This window comes from Serratia sp. TSO36 (genome assembly GCF_057808395.1).
Genome location: NZ_JBJZOU010000004.1, coordinates 1 through 18439, shown reverse-complemented (window position 1 = coordinate 18439; position 18439 = coordinate 1). Strand labels below are relative to the sequence as shown.

Genomic DNA, 18439 nt, shown 5'->3' with positions numbered 1-18439 from the left:
AGCGTTAGAAATTCAGCTCAACCGCCGCGCCGACCAAGCGGCCTCGCTGCAGGGTCGCCGTGTAGATGTCATTACTTCTGACCATCTCGCGGCGGTCGGAATCAAACAGGTTTTTCGCATACAGCGTGGCGCGGCCGTAGTCGAAGGTGTAAGCCAGCTGGGCGTTGGCCGTCCAATAGGAGCCGATACGCCCGCGCGAATCGTTGTCATACGCCGAGTAATAGGAGTCCGAGAACGCCACGTTGCTGCTCAGCTCCCACCCTTTCAGGAACTGATATTTGGCGCCCATATTGGCGGTGTAAGCCGGTGCGCGCGCCAGCTCATGCCCTTCCACGCCGCTGCCCGAGAATTTCTTGATGTCGGTTTTCAGCAGGCCGAGGTTGCCGAACAGTTCAAAGTCCCAACGCGGCTGCCAGGTGGCGCCGATTTCCGCGCCGTAGGTTTCCACCTTGTCGGCGTTGCGGATCACGCTGGAGTTCTCACCCAACGAGTACGGCAGCTGCATGTCTTTGTAATCGTTGTAGAAGATGTTACCCGTCAGCACCACGTTGGCGTCTTTCAGGTGATGGCGGGTGTACAGCTCATAGTTCCAGACATACTCGGAACCGTAGGTATAGCTGACCACCGGCGTGCCGATCGTGATGCCGCCGCCGCCGGCGTTATAGCCGCGCGCGATCTTGGCGCCGTAGGTTTGGGTATCCGTCGGTTTCCAGGCCACGTCCAGCTTCGGCAGGAACACGGTGTAGGTTTCATCGAAGTCGATACGCACCGCCTGACTGCCGCCGTCGCGGCGGCGGTGTTCGCGTTCCAGACGGCTGGCGGCGGTCACGTCCACCTGCGGCGTCAGCGCATAGGTCAGCTCAGCGAACGCCGAATGGGTATCGGTTTTATCCTTGAAGGTCGATCCGCCGAAGATGTTGACGAACTCATCCTGCGTACCGTGGAAATAACGCAGCCCAGCCAGCCCGTGCAGGCGACTGTCCGCGCCGCCGAAGCGCACCACCGGCTCTACGTGAACTTCCTGGCCGTCAATCTCGGCGTATTGGATGTTGTAAGCGGTAGGACGGTTGATGTTGAAATCGGTATAGATAACGCGGTTTTCCAACGTCAGCGCATCGGAGGCCTCCCAGGCCAGATCCCAGATGGTGCTGTTCATGTTGCTTTTGAACACGGCGCGGCGCGGATCGTGGCGCGGATTGGTTGGGTGCGGCTGCGGGTTGAGGCTTTCGTTCTGTGGTGCTGTGCTGCCGAAATGGTTAAAGGTCAGTTTGGTAGTCAGGTCGCGCAAGCCGGCCGGATTGAACAACAGCTTGGCGCGGGCGGTGGTGGCTTCCACTTCGCGCGGATCGCCCACCGGCGCATAGGCCGGCAGATCGGCCTCGCTGCGGCGGCGCTGGCGATCGACGCTCACGCGGAACGCCAGCTGATCTTCCACCAGCGGGCCGGACGCCATGGCGGCCAGTTGCGAAGAGTGTTGGTTGCCGGCGCCGCCCTTGAAGGCGCTTTCCCACTCGAAGGTCGGATCTTTACTGGCCATGACGATGGCGCCGGCGATGGCGTTGCGCCCCTGAATGTAGCTTTGCGGGCCGAGGAACACTTCAACGCGATCCAGATCCCACAGCGACTGCGGGCCGAACGCCTGTTCGTTATAGGTCAGCGAACGGCCGTCCAACGACAGGTTGAGGCGCGGGCGGGTGCCGCTGAGGAAGGCGTTGGCGCCGACGTTCGGACCGGAACCGTCGATACCGCGCACGGTCGGAAGTTCGTTGCCGATGCCCAGATCCACCACGTTGGGGGTCATGCGCAGCAGATCGGGGATCTGCACTGCGTCGGGCATCGATGCGATGCGGTTGCTGTCGAACACCTGCACGCTGGAACTGGTGTCGAAAATAGAACGTTTGACCTTCTCACCGGTAACCAGCAGCGTTTCCGCGTCCTGGTAGGTTTCGTTGCTCTTGGTTTCCGCCGCGTTGACGTTACCGATCGCCAGTGAACAAACCCCTAAAAATACGGAGGAAAACGCCCCAATGGCTTTCATCCCCGCTTTTTCCCCGTTTCCTACGCTTTCATGCCGTTGAGCCGCAAAATGCTTGCCCATAGATGTCTTCTCCTTTCATCCCAGAGGTGCACAAAATTTGATTTTTTTTACACAACCTACATCGACACTCACACAGACCATGACGCTGCGGCCTTCCCGGCCTTGCTGTTGCTTATCCCTGCGGCAAACCCATGTTTTTCGCGGCCAAACGAGCGCGGCCCCGTCCACGGCCAAGCCGCCGGCGAAGCGGCCGGCAGCTTGTATAAAAACGTAAAAGAGTGTTAAGAATGATAATATTTTGCATTTTCTAATGCAAATCATTATCAACAAAGATGAGGAGCCGAGCACGGAAACAGCCAGAAAGCCTTATACTTTTGCAGGTAAAACAAGCGCTGTAATAACAAGCAATCATTTCAATGCTAAGAATAATATAGATAAATTATTCACCTCCAAAGCCCTACCTGCCCGGCATCGCTAAAACCCCTTATAAATAGCACCTTCACGCCAAATGGATTAAATAATAATAATTTTCATTCCTATTAACATTTGGATATATTCTTGCAGTCTCGTTGGCTGAATCAAAATGGATACCCGATGAAAGCTTTGACCACGATGCAGGCCGCCTATTGGGTAGGCCGACAGTCCGCTCCTCCCCTCGGCGGCATAGCCGCCCACCTGTATGCGGAATTCGACGGCGGCGAGCTGGACATCGCCCGGCTGCGCCAGGCTGTCGAGGCGCTGTACCTGCACCATCCGCTGTTACGCCTGCGCATTACCGATGATGGCCGGCAGACGATCGCGCCTTCCGGCCCCCGGCACTCCTTGCATATCGACGACTGGCAACATGCCGATGAAGCGACGCTGGCGGCCGCGCTCGCCGCCAAACGCCAGGCGAAAAGCACCCAACTGCTGCCGCTGGAGCAGGGCGTGCCCTGCGATATCAGCCTGAGCCTGTTGCCGGAGGGGCGCAGCCGCCTGCATGTCGATCTCGATATGATCGCCGGCGATGCCATGAGCTTTCGCCTGTTGATGGAAGATCTGACGGCGTTTTATTACCAGTGCCCGCCGGCGCCCCCCCATGACGTGCCGCCGGCCTACTTCGACCACCTCGAACGGCGCGACGCCGACGAGGCGCTACGCCAGCGGCGCGAACGCGGCCAGCGTTGGTGGCGTGAGCGCCTGGCGCAGGTGCCGCCGGCGCCGCGCCTGCTGCGCACGCCGGACCGCTGCCGCAGCGATCGCCTGGCCGTACAGCTGAATGCGGAAGAAAGCCGCGCGCTGGAGAGCGCCGCCAAACGGCATCACACCTCGCTCTCGACGCTGTTTTTAGCGCTGTTCGCGCTGGCCGTCGGCCAGGGTTGGAACATGACGCGCTTTCGGCTCAACGTGCCGCTGTTCCACCGCGAGAGTGAACGGGAGGACGCGCATCGCCTCATCGGCGATTTCTCTAACCTGGTGCTGCTCGGCGTGGAGCTGAACCCGACGGAAAATCTGAGCGCTTTCTGCCGGCGCCTGATGGCACAGCTGGCGGAGCTGATCGAGCATGCGGATTACCCCGGCGTCAGCGTGATGCGCGATCTGTCGCGCCTGCACGGCAGCCTGCAGCCTTCGCCGGTGGTGTTTACCGCCGGTTTTGGCATCCGCGGCAAGACGCTGTTTTCCGAACGGGTCACCGACACCTTCGGCCATCTCGGCTGGGTCATCTCTCAGGGGCCGCAGGTGGCGCTGGATGCGCAGGTCGCCCACGTCGACGACGGTATTCTGATCAACTGGGACGTGCGGCTGGATGCGTTCCCCGAGCAGGTGCTGCCACGCCTGCTGGCCTGTTACCGGGCGCTGCTGCACTTGGCCGCGCGGCAAACGGAGGCGTTCGATCGCCCGCTGTCGCAGCTGTTGGCGCAATGCACGCCCGACGCGCTGGCGCAGCAGGCGCCGGTGCGCCAGGTGCTGCATCGGCTGCTGGCGCGGGTGGCCCCCGGGGCCGGCTTGCGCGACCACGACGATATCCGCCGGTTGGCCTTGCCGGATGCCGGGGTGAACGCGCTGCTGACGGTGCTCAACAAGTATCTGGCGGCGGCGCTGACGGCGCAGGATCTGGCGGCGCACTCCTCCCCTGCGGCGCTGGCGGCGCTGATCTGCCAACGCTCGCCCGAGGCAGGAAAGCATGCGAAAACGCTGCTCGCCGCGCTGGCACCGCAGCACTGAGATCGGTTTCCGGGCGCGCGGCGCCCGGCTCGTTTTAATCGGTTAGCGACTATAGGGAAGTACCATGGAGACAGCATTAACCGCACTGCAGCAGGCCTATCTTCTGGGCCGCAGCGATCGATGGCCGCTCGGCGGCGTGGCGATGCACGACTTTCGCGAATACCGCGCCCGGCAGCCGGATATGCCGCGCTTTGAAGCGCGCCTGACCGAGCTGGTACAGCACTACCCGGCGTTGCGCACCTGCATCGATGTGCAGCGCGGCACGCAGCACGTACGCCCGGAGGTGACGCTGCATCTGGATCGTCACGATCTGCGCGCCCTTGATGGCGAAGCGGCGCAGCGCCAGGTCGAACAACTGCGCGAGCGTTACTCCCATCAGCGCCACGATCCGAGCCAACCGCTGTGGCGCATCGCCGTGATCCAACTTGCCGAACAGCAGGATCCGACGGGATCGCCGTACGATACGCTGATCTTTACCAGTTTCGATGCCTTGATCCTCGACGGCCAAGGGATCTCCACCGTGATCGCGCGCCTGTTCGACGATCGCCCTCTGACGCGGACCGCCGCCGCGCTGCCGCTCCCCGCCGCATCGGCGGCGCAACGGCAGGCCGACGCCGCCTACTGGCGCGAAAAGCTGCAGGATGTCACCACGCCGTCGGCGTTGCCGTGGCGCGCCCCGCTCGCCAATCTCACCTCATCGCGCTATCGCCGCGCCAGCCTGACGCTGCCGCGCGATACGATAAAACGGCTTGGCCGTCTGGGATCGCCGCATGCGCTGCTGCGCAACAGCCTGCTGTCGGCGCTGATCCTAGATACGCTGGCCCACTGGACCACCGACGGCGAGCTGTGCGTCGGCGTGCCGGTAGCGTTCCCCGCCGCCGACGGCGCTCTGGGCAACGCCTCCAGCTTCGTGGCGGTGCGCTATTCCCGCCACGGCGAAGACTTTATCCAACGCGCGCAAGCCTTACAGGACGACGTGCTCGGCGCGCTCGACCACCTGACGTTTTCCGGCGTCGATCTGGCGCGGCAGTTGCTCGGCCAAAGCCAGGGCGGCCCGGCGCTGCCGGTGATCCTGACCAACTGCCTGGGCTGGGAAACGCTGCCGGCCGAGGCGCCGGTGCGCTTCCACGACGGCCTGACCCAAACGCCACAGGTCGCCATCGACATTCGCCTGACGCTGGACAGCGAAAAAAACCTGCAGCTGTGCGTGGACTACGCCGAGCAGGCGCTGCACGGCGAGCAGGTAGAAGCCATGCTGGCGGCACTGCAGCGACGCATCCTGCACAGCTGCCAACGGGCCGACCTGGCGATCGCGCCGCGGGACTTCATCGATCTGGCGCATTACCGCCACAACGACAGCGAAGCGAATTACGCACCTTATCCTTATTTGGCGCAGCTGGCCGAGCGGCTGTTTGGCGTACAAAACGGCGGCAACGCGCTGATCTGCGGCGAACAGACGCTGACCTACCGCGAACTGGGCCAGCGGATCGCCACGGCGCTCGCCAACCTGCAGAGCCGCGGCGTGCAGCCGGGCAACGTGGTGGCGCTGTATCTGCCGCGCAGCCCGGAACAGATCATCTTCAGCCTCGCCTGCGCCCTGCAGGGCGTGATCTGGGTGCCTGTCGATATCAACTCGCCGCCGGAACGCACCGCCTACCTGCTGGAGAACTGCCGGCCGACGCTGGTGGTGCACGGCGGCGATCTGGAGACGCCGCTCGGCGTAACGCCGGCGGCCCTGCTGGCGCCGACGGATCGCGCGCCTGCGCTACCGGATGAACAGACGTTGGCGGAACGCAGCGCCAGCCAGGCCGCGAGCTACTATCTGTATACCTCCGGCACCACCGGTAAGCCCAAATGCGTGGTGCTCAACAACCGCGCCACCGCCAACGTTATCCACCAGACCCAGCAACGCTGGGCGGTCACCGCCGACGACGTCTTCATCTCCGTCACACCGCCACACCATGACATGTCGATGTTCGATCTGTTCGGTTCGCTGTGCGCCGGCGCCACGCTGGTGCTGCCGGCGCCGCATCAGGAAAAGGACGCCATCAGCTGGAACCAGCTGGTGGAAAAGCATCGGGTCACCCTGTGGTGTTCGGTGCCCGCCATTCTGGAGATGCTGCTCACCTGCAAAACGGCCGACAGTCTGCGTTCGCTGCGCCTGGTGGCGCAAGGCGGCGACTACATCAAGCCGGCGACGGTGCAAACCCTGCGCACCCTGCGCCCGGATCTCGCGCTGTTCTCGCTCGGCGGGCCGACCGAAACCACCATCTGGAGCATCTGGCACCCGATCGCCCCGCAGGAGAGCGGCACCGTGCCTTACGGCCGCCCGCTGCCGGCCAACCGCTACTTCATCTGCCATGACGACGGCAGCCACTGCCCGGCCGGCGTGGTCGGCCGCATTTATACCGCCGGGGTCAACCTGGCGTTGGGCTATCTGGAGCAGGGGGAGCTGAAGCAGCATGACTTCGTCACCCTCGAAGGGCCGGACGGGCAACCGCTGCGCGCTTTCCGCACCGGCGATCAGGGCTACTACCGTGCGGACGGCAACATCATGTTCGCCACCCGGGTGAACGGCTATGTGAAGATCCGCGGCGTGCGCGTCTCGTTGCCGGAAATCGAAGATGTGCTGCGCCGCCATCCGGCGATCCTGGATATGGTGGTGGTGGACTATCCCAGCGGAGAGAACAACGAAGCGGCGCTCGGCGCCCTGTATCTGACCCGCGACGGCAAACCGCTGCCGCTGTCCGAGATCCGCGCCTTCGCCACCGGCTATCTGCCCTGCACCCATATTCCCACGCGCTTTATCCATGCCGAGGCGCTGCCGCTGTCCGCCAACGGCAAAACCGACCGCCATCGCATCCGCGCCGATATGAGCCACCAGCAAACTGCGCCGGCGCTGAACGCCTGTGCGGCGCCGCCGCCGAACGCGCCTTTGGCGCGCAGCGCAGAGATCCTGACTATTTACTGGCAGGCGATCGGCGTAACGCCACGCCCGGAATGGGGGGAAGAGACGGCGTTTATCACCATGGGGCTGAAGTTGCCGCATATCAAACAGGTGGCGGAGCGCCTCAATGACGCTTTCGGCACCCGGCTGGTAAGCAGTTCGCTCCTGCCATGCAAGAACGCGCGCGAAGTGGCGGCATTGCTGGCCAACTGATGCCATAAAACTCGGGCGGGGACATCCCCCGCCCGCACTTTATCAGGCGGGCAACGCCGTCAGAGCCGCCAGCGGTTGTTCCCAGGCTTCCCGCTGCAGCGCGCGCAACAGAAACTCTTGCAGCGCCTCGCCATAGTCCAGCACATCCTCCGTCGGGAACTGTTCCAGATAAATATCGATATCGACCTGCAGATCGCGGGCGTCGGTGCGGCCGCGATAAGTCAGATTAAAACCGTCGCCCGAACCGCCGGCCAATACGCGGCGGGTGCCGCTGCAGCCGGTAAAACGGGGCGCATCGAAGGGTTGCACGTTGATGAAAGGAGAAATAAAGAAGCGCGAGCCTGGCTCCACGCCGCGATCGGCGGCCAGTTGACGCAGGCGGTAGCCGGCGTGGCTGCGCAGCTCCCGCAGTTGCTGCGCCATCGTCATCAGAAAATCTCCCAGCGTCGCCGACGGGGGTGGCGACACCAGCAGCGGCAGCGTGTTGACCGCCAGCGAAGGCACGTTGGTGGCAGCCTGCCCGCGGCGATTCATCGCCGGCATCCACATCGGCAGCGTATCGCCTTGTCGGGTGTCGCGCGGCATCACCTGAAACAGCCAGGCCGCCGACAGCGCCACCAGCAAGTCGGGCCAATTGATGCCGCTGCGTTCCGCCAGCTGTGCCAGTCGTTGCGATACCGCCGCCGGCAGCCGGTGGTGGGTGCTTAGACGCCGCACTCCATAGGCCTCACCGCCCTTGCGCACCGTCGGCAGCGCCTGCGACGGCGGCAGATAGCTCTGCCAAAAGCGCCGATCGCGCTCGCATCGCTCAGAATCAGCGTAGGCCAGCTCGGCCTGTTGAAAGGCGTCAAAGGCGCCTAAGGGAATACCCGCGCTGCCTTCACCCAGATAGTGCGCATACAACGCGGCGCAGCGGTGTTCAATCAAGGCCATGCCGAAGCCATCAACCAGAATATGGTGCGCACGCACGTACCAGAGGTAGCGCTCCGGCCCCAGCTTGAGCAGCCAGGCGGCGGCTAGCGGCTCGCTGTGCAGCGCCCGGCGCTGCGCGATATCTTCGCGCATCAGGCTTTGCGCCGCCTGCCAGGGATCGCCGTGCGTTTGCAGATCGATGCGTTGTAATGGCGGTATGCGCTGTGGATCGTGCCGTAACGGCGGAGGAGCGTCGCCACGCCGCTCACCAAAGCGCAGGGCAAACGCCTGCGTCTCGGCGAGGGTAGTGGCGATCGCCCGGCAGAGCGTCTCTTCCTCTACCGCGCCGCACAGTTCGGTGCAGTGTGCGACGGTGGACAGGGTCTGCCCGGGGTGCAAGGTGTGTTCTTCCCAGAAATCAAGCTGCGCTGGCGCCAGCGGCAACCATTCAGAGGCCAAAGCGGTGTCCGACATGTTACCTACCTTTGATAAGCCCGAATAAAGACGCCGAACGGGCGTAACCCCGCCGTTCAACGGCTTTTGCGTGTCTCCATACATCATCAAATGAAAATGATAATAACATCTATTATCATTTCTATTAATTTGGTAACACTTTAGATTCTGTTAAGCGGGGATGCAAGTCGCGTAGTAGGGCAAAGAAAAGAAAGCGGCAGGTTGAAGGGCCATAAAAACAAAACGCCCCGGCACAACTGCCCGGGGCGTTTTTAACATCGGCGAGACTCGGCGATTAGGCCTGATTGGCCGGCTTCACCTTCTGCGCCAGAAACTCCGTTTCGTAGGCCAGCGCCTTCTTGCGATCGAACTGGTGCTCCCATTTGGCGATCACCAATACCGCCAACGCGTTACCCACGACGTTCAGCGCGGTGCGCGCCATATCCAGGATACGGTCCACGCCGGCAATAAACGCCAGGCCTTCCAGCGGAATGCCGACGCTGCCCAGTGTGGCCAGCAGCACCACGAACGAGACGCCCGGCACGCCGGCGATCCCTTTCGAGGTGACCATCAGCGTCAGCACCAGCACGATCTCCTGCCCCAACGACAGCTCGATGCCATACAGCTGGGCGATAAAGATGGCGGCGATGCTCTGGTACAGCGTCGAGCCATCCAGGTTAAAGGAGTAGCCGGTCGGCACCACGAAGCTGGTGATCGACTTGGGCGCGCCGTAAGCCTCCATCTTTTCGATGATGCGCGGCAGCACCGTTTCCGAGCTGGCGGTGGAATAAGCCAGGATCAGTTCGTCTTTCAGGATGCGGATCAGCGTCCAGATGCGCAGGTTGCACAGCCGGGCGACCGCCCCCAGCACCACCAGGGCGAAGAACGCGATGGCGAAGTACACCAGCACCACCAGCTTGGCCAGCGGCAGCAACGAAGCGAAACCGAAGTTGGCTACCGTGACCGCAATCAGGCCAAACACCCCGATCGGCGCATAGCGCATGATCATGTGGGTGACTTTGAACATGCTTTCGGACACCGCCTTGAACACCTTCAGCAGCGGCTCTTTGGTCTCTTTCGGCAACGACGACAGCCCCAGACCGAACAGCACCGAGAAGAAGATAATCGGCAACATGTCGCCCTTGGCCATCGACGAGAAGACGTTCGACGGGATCAGCGACAGAATGGTCGCCACCAGGCTGTGCGAACCGCTTTGCACCTGTTCGGTGGTTTTCTCATACTGCGAAATGTCCACCGTGGTCAGCGTCGACATATCGATGCCGTGGCCGGGTTGGAATACGTTGGCCAACGTCAACCCCACCACGATGGCAACGGTGGTGATCACTTCGAAGTAGATAATGGTTTTCAATCCGATGCGGCCCAGCTTTTTCGCATCGCCCACGCCGGCAATACCGACGATCAGCGTGGAAATAACGATCGGCACCACAATCATCTTGATCAGACGAATAAAGATATCGCCCGCCGGGCTGAGAATATTACTCACCAGCCACTCACGAGATTCGGTCTGGTTGTGCAATACCGCGCCAACAATAATACCCAGCACCAACGCGATCAGGATTTGCCAAGCCAGGCTAATTTTTACACTTTTCATACCCAAAAAGTCCTCAAAGACCCTTTTCGCCGTACAAAGTCGCAACACGGCGAAAAGAATACTTAATCATTTATTACAGGCTTATGTTAATTCAGTGGAAGCGTTCACCTGCCCTGGGTGCGACGCAGTATAAATCTGTATCATCCGGGCGGCATGCTCTGCAAGCCTTGATTTGTCAGGGTTGAGTGCTGAATCGAATAACAAAAATTTCGCGTTACTATTTCAAAAGGCATAATTGCTTGTTATTAAAAACATAATTTTTCATACAATGAAGCACACAAGCACGCCGGCGACGATTTTTTGAACGCCATTAAAATGCGTTATTTTTCACCCATTCTGCATATTTAATCCGCATAATATGTTTATATTTTGTTACTTAAAAGTCAAATAAATGAGAATTGACCGAGTGACACTTTCGGCCATAAATGCAGCGCCACTTTATATTCAGATTAAAAAACGAACGATATTGCAGAGCGAATGCCATAAGGCATCATCCGACCTTTCATCAGGAATTAAGGTTAATAAAACGTTATTTCACGATGTGTCGTCCATCGTTATATGGTGTTAATACCAACTTCGAATATTAATAGCGAAAAATAATCCAAAAAGATTTATAGCGAGAAATAATTATGACCCTGCGCGTATCTATTAATATCGAGGCAGTTACCCCCGTCTTTGTTTATTCTTTTTTGTTCTTTATATAAGTGTTTTTGGTTAAAAATGCGGGTTTATGGGGATTTAAGCACCAAAGAGATAGATATGCCCTGCAAATGCGACAGAACGATTACAAATCAATATCTTTGTTGCGTGATCTGCCGCGCAAAAAAGAAACAAAGAATCGTAGCAAACTATACTTAACCTTCAGTTGACATATCATTAACAACTTCAAGGAGAAAAGCTATGAGCCAACTGCATAAACACGCTATTCCTTCTGCAATTGCAGAACGCGCCCTGATTAATCCGGCACAATACCAAGAGTATTATCAACAGTCGGTTCAAGACCCAGAGGCTTTCTGGGGTGAGCATGGCAAAATCCTGGATTGGATCAAACCCTATACCAAAGTTAAAAATACCTCGTTCGATCCGGGCCACGTCAGCATTCGCTGGTTTGAAGACGGCACGTTGAACCTGGCGGCCAACTGTCTGGATCGCCATTTGGCCGAGCGCGGCGACCAAACCGCCATTATCTGGGAAGGCGATGACCCGACCCAATCCAAAAAAGTGACTTACAAACAGTTGCACCATGACGTCTGCCAGTTCGCCAACGTGCTGAAAAAGCTCGGCGTGAAAAAGGGCGACGTGGTGGCTATCTATATGCCGATGGTGCCGGAAGCGGCGGTCGCGATGCTGGCCTGTGCGCGCATCGGCGCCGTACATTCGGTGATCTTCGGCGGCTTCTCGCCGGAAGCGGTCGCCGGGCGCATTATCGACTCCAACGCCAAGCTGGTGATCACCGCCGATGAAGGCCTGCGCGCCGGCCGCGCCGTGCCGCTGAAAAAGAACGTCGATGATGCGCTGAAAAATCCCAGCGTGGTCAGCGTCACCAACGTGGTGGTGTTCCAACGCACCGGGAAACCGGGCTACTGGCAGGAAGGGCGCGATCTGTGGTGGCATGAGCTGATCCAGGGCGTCTCCGCCGACTGCCCGCCGGAAGAAGTGAACGCCGAAGATCCGCTGTTTATCCTGTACACCTCAGGCTCGACCGGCAAACCGAAAGGCGTGCTGCACACCACAGGCGGCTACCTGGTGTACGCCGCGATGACCTTTAAATATGTGTTTGACTACCACGACGGCGACATTTACTGGTGCACCGCCGACGTGGGCTGGGTTACCGGCCACAGCTATCTGCTGTACGGCCCGCTGGCCTGCGGCGCCACCACGCTGATGTTCGAAGGCGTGCCTAACTATCCGGGCGTCAATCGCCTGTCGCAGGTGATCGACAAGCACCAGGTCAACATTCTGTATACCGCACCAACCGCCATTCGCGCCCTGATGGCCGAAGGCGACAAGGCGATCGAAGGCACCCGACGCGATTCGCTGCGCATCATGGGCTCGGTCGGCGAGCCGATCAACCCGGAAGCCTGGGAGTGGTACTACAACAAGATAGGCAACGCAAAGTGCCCGATCGTCGACACCTGGTGGCAAACCGAAACCGGCGGCTTCATGATTACCCCGCTGCCGGGCGCCACCGAGCTGAAGGCCGGTTCCGCCACGCGGCCGTTCTTCGGCGTACAGCCGGCGCTGGTCGATAACGTCGGCACACCGCAGGAAGGCGCCTGCGAAGGCAACCTGGTGATCGTCGACTCCTGGCCGGGCCAGGCACGCACCCTGTTCGGCGATCATGACCGCTTCGAGCAAACCTACTTCTCGACCTTCAAAGGTATGTACTTCAGCGGTGACGGCGCCCGTCGCGACGAGGACGGTTACTACTGGATCACCGGCCGCGTCGACGACGTGCTGAACGTCTCCGGCCACCGTCTGGGCACCGCCGAGATCGAGTCTGCGCTGGTATCGCACCCGAAAATCGCCGAAGCGGCGGTGGTCGGCATTCCTCATAACATCAAAGGCCAGGCGATCTACGCCTACATCACGCTGAACCACGGCGAAGAACCGACGCCGGAGCTCTATACCGAAGTGCGCAACTGGGTGCGCAAAGAGATAGGGCCGATCGCCACGCCGGACGTGCTGCACTGGACAGATTCGCTGCCCAAGACGCGCTCCGGCAAGATCATGCGGCGTATCCTGCGCAAAATTGCCGCCGGCGACACCAGCAACCTGGGGGACACCTCCACGCTGGCGGATCCGGCCGTAGTCGACAAGCTGTTGGAAGAAAAACAATCAATGAAAGTGCCGTCATAATTTACGCCGCTTCAGGCCGTTCATTCGGATAACGCGCCGTTGAGCGGCCCTGGCGCGGCGTAATCTCTCAATACCGACTGGAGACACTCTGATGAATGACACCATTTATCAAGGGATTGAAGAAAACCCGCGCTTTAAAGAGCTGGTGAGAAAACGCGGCCGGTTCGCCTGGCTGCTTTCGCTGATTACGCTGGCGCTGTACGTCGGCTTTATTCTGTTGATCGCCTTCGATCCGCAATGGCTCGGCACGCCGATCGCCGCCGGATCGACCATCACCCGCGGGATCCCGGTCGGCGTCGGGCTGATCGTGATCTCTTTCGTCTTGACCGGGATCTACGTGTTTCGCGCCAACGGCGAGTTCGATCGCCTCACCGCAGAAATTCTGCGTGAGGTGAAACAATGAAGCGCTTATTCTCTGCCACCGCGCTGCTGTTGCTGCCCGGTCTGGCCTGCGCCGAAGCCATCGGCGGCGAAGTGCATCGTCAGCCGCTGAACATCCAGGCGATCGTGATGTTTATCCTGTTTGTCGGCGCCACGCTCTACATCACCTATTGGGCGTCCAAACGCACCCGTTCCCGTCAGGATTACTACACCGCGGGCGGACGCATCACCGGCCTGCAAAACGGGCTGGCGATCGCCGGCGACTTCATGTCTGCCGCCTCGTTTCTCGGCATCTCCGCCCTGGTCTACACCTCGGGCTATGACGGCCTGATCTATTCCATCGGCTTCCTCATCGGCTGGCCGATCATTCTGTTCCTGATCGCGGAGCGCCTGCGCAACCTCGGCCGCTATACCTTTGCCGATGTCGCCTCTTACCGCCTAAAACAGAAACCGATCCGTACCCTGTCGGCCTGCGGCTCTTTGGTGGTGGTGGCGCTGTATCTGATCGCGCAGATGGTCGGCGCCGGCAAGCTGATCCAGCTGCTGTTCGGGCTCAACTACCACGTGGCGGTGATCCTGGTCGGTATCCTGATGGTGCTGTACGTACTGTTCGGCGGCATGCTGGCCACCACCTGGGTGCAAATCATCAAGGCGGTGCTGCTGCTGTCCGGCGCCAGCTTTATGGCGCTGATGGTGATGAAGTCGGTTAACTTCGACTTCAACACCCTGTTCGCCGAAGCGGTGAAGGTGCATCCGAAAGGCATCGCCATCATGAGCCCAGGCGGCCTGGTGTCCGATCCAGTTTCCGCGCTGTCGCTCGGCCTGGCGCTGATGTTCGGCACCGCCGGTCTGCCGCACATCCTGATGCGCTTCTTCACCGTGAGTGACGCCAAAGAAGCGCGCAAGAGCGTGTTCTACGCCACCGGTTTTATCGGTTACTTCTATATCCTGACCTTTATCATCGGCTTCGGCGCCATCTTGTTGGTCAGCGCCAATCCGGCCTTCAAAGACGCCACCGGCGCGCTGCTGGGCGGCACCAACATGGCGGCGGTCCACCTGGCCAATGCCGTTGGCGGCAACTTCTTCCTCGGCTTTATCTCGGCGGTGGCCTTCGCCACCATTCTGGCGGTCGTTGCAGGCCTGACGCTGGCCGGCGCCTCGGCCGTTTCCCATGACCTGTACGCCAGCGTGATGAAAAACGGCAAGGCGACCGAGCGCGACGAACTGAGAGTATCCAAGGTCACCGTTGTAGTGCTAGGCATTGTCGCCATTGCCCTGGGGATCTTGTTCGAGAAGCAGAACATCGCCTTTATGGTCGGGTTGGCGTTCTCCATCGCCGCCAGCTGTAACTTCCCTATCATCATCCTGTCGATGTACTGGTCGCGTTTGACCACTCGCGGCGCGATGATTGGCGGCTGGCTGGGCCTGCTGACGGCGGTGATTCTGATGATCCTCGGCCCGACGATCTGGGTGCAGATCCTCGGCCATGAAAAACCGATTTACCCTTATGAATATCCGGCGCTGTTCTCGATGATTGTCGCCTTTGTCGGTACCTGGCTATTCTCGATCACCGACAGCTCGCTGGCCGGGCAGCAAGAGCGGGAACGCTTCCGGGCTCAGTTTGTCCGTTCGCAAACCGGGTTGGGCATCTCTCAGGGCAGCTCGCATTGACCGAATAATAAGTGAAAAAAGCAAACACACCCTAATCAAAGGCCCTTCGGGGCCTTTTCTCTGGCTGTTTTGTCGGAGAAACAGCGCAGCGTAGCTGCGCTTTTTTGCGTTTTACGCATAGCAAAAAGCCCTGAACGTCAGTTCAGGGCTTTCGGCTTGGTTTGATGCCTGGCAGTGTCCTACACAATTCGTCTCATCCTGAGACTCTCCCCTCCGGGGCCGCCGCGAGCGGCGTTAAGGCCCGTTCCCGACGGGCCTTTCGCATGCCCATGCTCGTGCAGAACGCCAGATAACAGACAAAACAAAAAGCCCCATGCTTTCGCATGAGGCTTGTTGTTTTATTTGATGCCTGGCAGTGTCCTACTCTCGCATGGGGAGACCCCACACTACCATCGGCGCTACGGCGTTTCACTTCTGAGTTCGGCATGGGGTCAGGTGGGACCACCGCGCTATTGCCGCCAGGCAAATTCGTTTCATTCCAACCGCTTCACTCTCGTGTCGCCATCAGAACCAATCTCGGAACTTCGCTGAAAATCTCTCTAAAAACACCTTCGGTGTTGTAAGGTTAAGCCTCACGGATCATTAGTACTGGTTAGCTCAATGCATCGCTGCACTTACACACCCAGCCTATCAACGTCTTAGTCTTAAACGTTCCTTCAGGGGCCTTAAAGGCCCAGGGAAGACTCATCTTGAGGCAAGTTTCGCGCTTAGATGCTTTCAGCGCTTATCTTTTCCGCACTTAGCTACCGGGCAATGCCATTGGCATGACAACCCGAACACCAGTGGTGCGTTCACTCCGGTCCTCTCGTACTAGGAGCAACCCCTCTCAATCTTCCAACGCCCACGGCAGATAGGGACCGAACTGTCTCACGACGTTCTAAACCCAGCTCGCGTACCACTTTAAATGGCGAACAGCCATACCCTTGGGACCTACTTCAGCCCCAGGATGTGATGAGCCGACATCGAGGTGCCAAACACCGCCGTCGATATGAACTCTTGGGCGGTATCAGCCTGTTATCCCCGGAGTACCTTTTATCCGTTGAGCGATGGCCCTTCCATTCAGAACCACCGGATCACTAAGACCTACTTTCGTACCTGCTCGAGCCGTCACTCTCGCAGTCAAGCTAGCTTATGCCTTTGCACTAACCTCACGATGTCCGACCGTGATTAGCTAACCTTCGTGCTCCTCCGTTACTCTTTGGGAGGAGACCGCCCCAGTCAAACTACCCACCAGACACTGTCCTCACCCCGGATTACGGGGCCGAGTTAGAACATCAAACATTAAAGGGTGGTATTTCAAGGATGGCTCCACGCAGACTGGCGTCCACGCTTCAAAGCCTCCCACCTATCCTACACATCAAGGCTCAATGTTCAGTGTCAAGCTATAGTAAAGGTTCACGGGGTCTTTCCGTCTTGCCGCGGGTACACTGCATCTTCACAGCGAGTTCAATTTCACTGAGTCTCGGGTGGAGACAGCCTGGCCATCATTACGCCATTCGTGCAGGTCGGAACTTACCCGACAAGGAATTTCGCTACCTTAGGACCGTTATAGTTACGGCCGCCGTTTACTGGGGCTTCGATCAAGAGCTTCGCCTTGCGGCTGACCCCATCAATTAACCTTCCAGCACCGGGCAGGCGTCACACCGTATACGTCCACTTTCGTGTTTGCACAGTGCTGTGTTTTTATTAAACAGTTGCAGCCAGCTGGTATCTTCGACTGGCTTCAGCTCCATCCGCAAGGGACTTCACCTACATGCCAGCGTGCCTTCTCCCGAAGTTACGGCACCATTTTGCCTAGTTCCTTCACCCGAGTTCTCTCAAGCGCCTTGGTATTCTCTACCTGACCACCTGTGTCGGTTTGGGGTACGATTCAATGTTACCTGGAGCTTAGAGGATTTTCCTGGAAGCAGGGCATCAACTACTTCTGCACCGTAGTGCATCGTCATCACGCCTCAGGGTTAGTATGCAACCGGATTTACCAGGTCACACCCCCTACACGCTTAAACCGGGACAACCGTCGCCCGGCCAGCCTAGCCTTCTCCGTCCCCCCTTCGCAGTAACACCAAGTACAGGAATATTAACCTGTTTCCCATCGACTACGCTTTTCAGCCTCGCCTTAGGGGTCGACTCACCCTGCCCCGATTAACGTTGGACAGGAACCCTTGGTCTTCCGGCGAGCGGGCTTTTCACCCGCTTTATCGTTACTTATGTCAGCATTCGCACTTCTGATACCTCCAGCAACCCTCACAGGCCACCTTCAACGGCTTACAGAACGCTCCCCTACCCAACAACGCCTAAGCGTCGCTGCCGCAGCTTCGGTGCATGGTTTAGCCCCGTTACATCTTCCGCGCAGGCCGACTCGACCAGTGAGCTATTACGCTTTCTTTAAATGATGGCTGCTTCTAAGCCAACATCCTGGCTGTCTGTGCCTTCCCACATCGTTTCCCACTTAACCATGACTTTGGGACCTTAGCTGGCGGTCTGGGTTGTTTCCCTCTTCACGACGGACGTTAGCACCCGCCGTGTGTCTCCCGTGATAACATTCTTCGGTATTCGGAGTTTGCATCGGTTTGGTAAGCCGGGATGGCCCCCTAGCCGAAACAGTGCTCTACCCCCGAAGATGAGTTCACGAGGCGCTACCTAAATAGCTTTCGGGGAGAACCAGCTATCTCCCGGTTTGATTGGCCTTTCACCCCCAGCCACAAGTCATCCGCTAATTTTTCAACATTAGTCGGTTCGGTCCTCCAGTTAGTGTTACCCAACCTTCAACCTGCCCATGGCTAGATCACCGGGTTTCGGGTCTATACCTTGCAACTAATCGCCCAGTTAAGACTCGGTTTCCCTACGGCTCCCCTATACGGTTAACCTTGCTACAAAATATAAGTCGCTGACCCATTATACAAAAGGTACGCAGTCACACCACGAAGGTGCTCCCACTGCTTGTACGTACACGGTTTCAGGTTCTATTTCACTCCCCTCGCCGGGGTTCTTTTCGCCTTTCCCTCACGGTACTGGTTCACTATCGGTCAGTCAGGAGTATTTAGCCTTGGAGGATGGTCCCCCCATATTCAGACAGGATGTCACGTGTCCCGCCCTACTCATCGAACTCACGACCTGTGCATTTTAGTGTACGGGGCTATCACCCTTT

General features: G+C 59.0%; 8 protein-coding genes and 2 rRNA genes. 5 read left to right on the top strand and 5 right to left on the bottom strand.

The window, feature by feature from the left end; genetic code table 11:
* Positions 1-4: 4 nt before the first annotated feature.
* Positions 5-2098: a TonB-dependent receptor gene (locus tag ACK3CV_RS01860; protein WP_033636744.1), complete on the bottom strand. Its 2094-nt coding sequence runs from the start codon at positions 2096-2098 to the stop codon at positions 5-7.
* A gap of 534 nt (positions 2099-2632) precedes the next feature.
* Here ACK3CV_RS01860 and ACK3CV_RS01855 point away from each other — a divergent pair.
* Both ACK3CV_RS01855 and ACK3CV_RS01850 read left to right on the top strand, forming a co-directional pair.
* Positions 2633-4243 (top strand): condensation domain-containing protein, encoded by a 1611-nt coding sequence (locus ACK3CV_RS01855; RefSeq protein ID WP_164040413.1) that lies wholly within the window; start codon positions 2633-2635, stop codon positions 4241-4243.
* A gap of 64 nt (positions 4244-4307) precedes the next feature.
* On the top strand, positions 4308-7403 hold the full coding sequence (locus ACK3CV_RS01850; protein ID WP_164142025.1) for an amino acid adenylation domain-containing protein: 3096 nt from the start codon (positions 4308-4310) through the stop codon (positions 7401-7403).
* A 42-nt stretch (positions 7404-7445) separates the two neighbouring features.
* On the opposite strand, the gene ACK3CV_RS01845 is transcribed toward ACK3CV_RS01850, so the two are convergent.
* Together ACK3CV_RS01845 and gltP are read right to left on the bottom strand one after the other, a co-directional pair.
* On the bottom strand, positions 7446-8789 hold the full coding sequence (locus ACK3CV_RS01845; protein WP_033636741.1) for a condensation domain-containing protein: 1344 nt from the start codon (positions 8787-8789) through the stop codon (positions 7446-7448).
* 274 nt (positions 8790-9063) lie between these two features.
* A complete protein-coding gene (gene gltP / locus ACK3CV_RS01840) occupies positions 9064-10380 on the bottom strand; it encodes a glutamate/aspartate:proton symporter GltP (RefSeq protein ID WP_015376334.1) in 1317 nt (438 codons plus the stop codon).
* A gap of 900 nt (positions 10381-11280) precedes the next feature.
* Between gltP and acs the strand changes: the two genes are divergently transcribed.
* The 3 genes from acs to actP all read left to right on the top strand — a co-directional run bounded on the left by acs (position 11281) and on the right by actP (position 15291).
* Positions 11281-13239: an acetate--CoA ligase gene (gene acs / locus ACK3CV_RS01835; RefSeq protein ID WP_033649947.1), complete on the top strand. Its 1959-nt coding sequence runs from the start codon at positions 11281-11283 to the stop codon at positions 13237-13239.
* Between the two features lie 91 nt (positions 13240-13330).
* Positions 13331-13642: a DUF485 domain-containing protein gene (locus ACK3CV_RS01830; protein WP_004930047.1), complete on the top strand. Its 312-nt coding sequence runs from the start codon at positions 13331-13333 to the stop codon at positions 13640-13642.
* Entirely contained in the window at positions 13639-15291 is a 1653-nt protein-coding gene (gene actP / locus ACK3CV_RS01825; protein ID WP_130042843.1) for a cation/acetate symporter ActP, read from the top strand. Before ACK3CV_RS01830 ends, actP begins: the two co-directional genes overlap by 4 nt.
* Before the next feature lie 347 nt (positions 15292-15638).
* On the opposite strand, the gene rrf is transcribed toward actP, so the two are convergent.
* Both rrf and ACK3CV_RS01815 read right to left on the bottom strand, forming a co-directional pair.
* Positions 15639-15754: ribosomal RNA gene (gene rrf / locus ACK3CV_RS01820) — 5S ribosomal RNA — on the bottom strand.
* 98 nt (positions 15755-15852) lie between these two features.
* Positions 15853-18439, bottom strand: a 23S ribosomal RNA gene (locus ACK3CV_RS01815); the annotation flags it as partial.

Excerpts from the sequence above, each read along its gene's own strand:
- acs (WP_033649947.1), top strand. The coding sequence starts at position 11,281 with ATGAGCCAACTGCATAAACACGCTATTCCTTCTGCAATTGCAGAACGC.
- ACK3CV_RS01845 (WP_033636741.1), bottom strand. The coding sequence starts at position 8,789 with ATGTCGGACACCGCTTTGGCCTCTGAATGGTTGCCGCTGGCGCCAGCG.
- ACK3CV_RS01830 (WP_004930047.1), top strand. The coding sequence starts at position 13,331 with ATGAATGACACCATTTATCAAGGGATTGAAGAAAACCCGCGCTTTAAA.
- ACK3CV_RS01850 (WP_164142025.1), top strand. The coding sequence starts at position 4,308 with ATGGAGACAGCATTAACCGCACTGCAGCAGGCCTATCTTCTGGGCCGC.
- actP (WP_130042843.1), top strand. The coding sequence starts at position 13,639 with ATGAAGCGCTTATTCTCTGCCACCGCGCTGCTGTTGCTGCCCGGTCTG.
- ACK3CV_RS01855 (WP_164040413.1), top strand. The coding sequence starts at position 2,633 with ATGAAAGCTTTGACCACGATGCAGGCCGCCTATTGGGTAGGCCGACAG.
- ACK3CV_RS01860 (WP_033636744.1), bottom strand. The coding sequence starts at position 2,098 with ATGGGCAAGCATTTTGCGGCTCAACGGCATGAAAGCGTAGGAAACGGG.
- gltP (WP_015376334.1), bottom strand. The coding sequence starts at position 10,380 with ATGAAAAGTGTAAAAATTAGCCTGGCTTGGCAAATCCTGATCGCGTTG.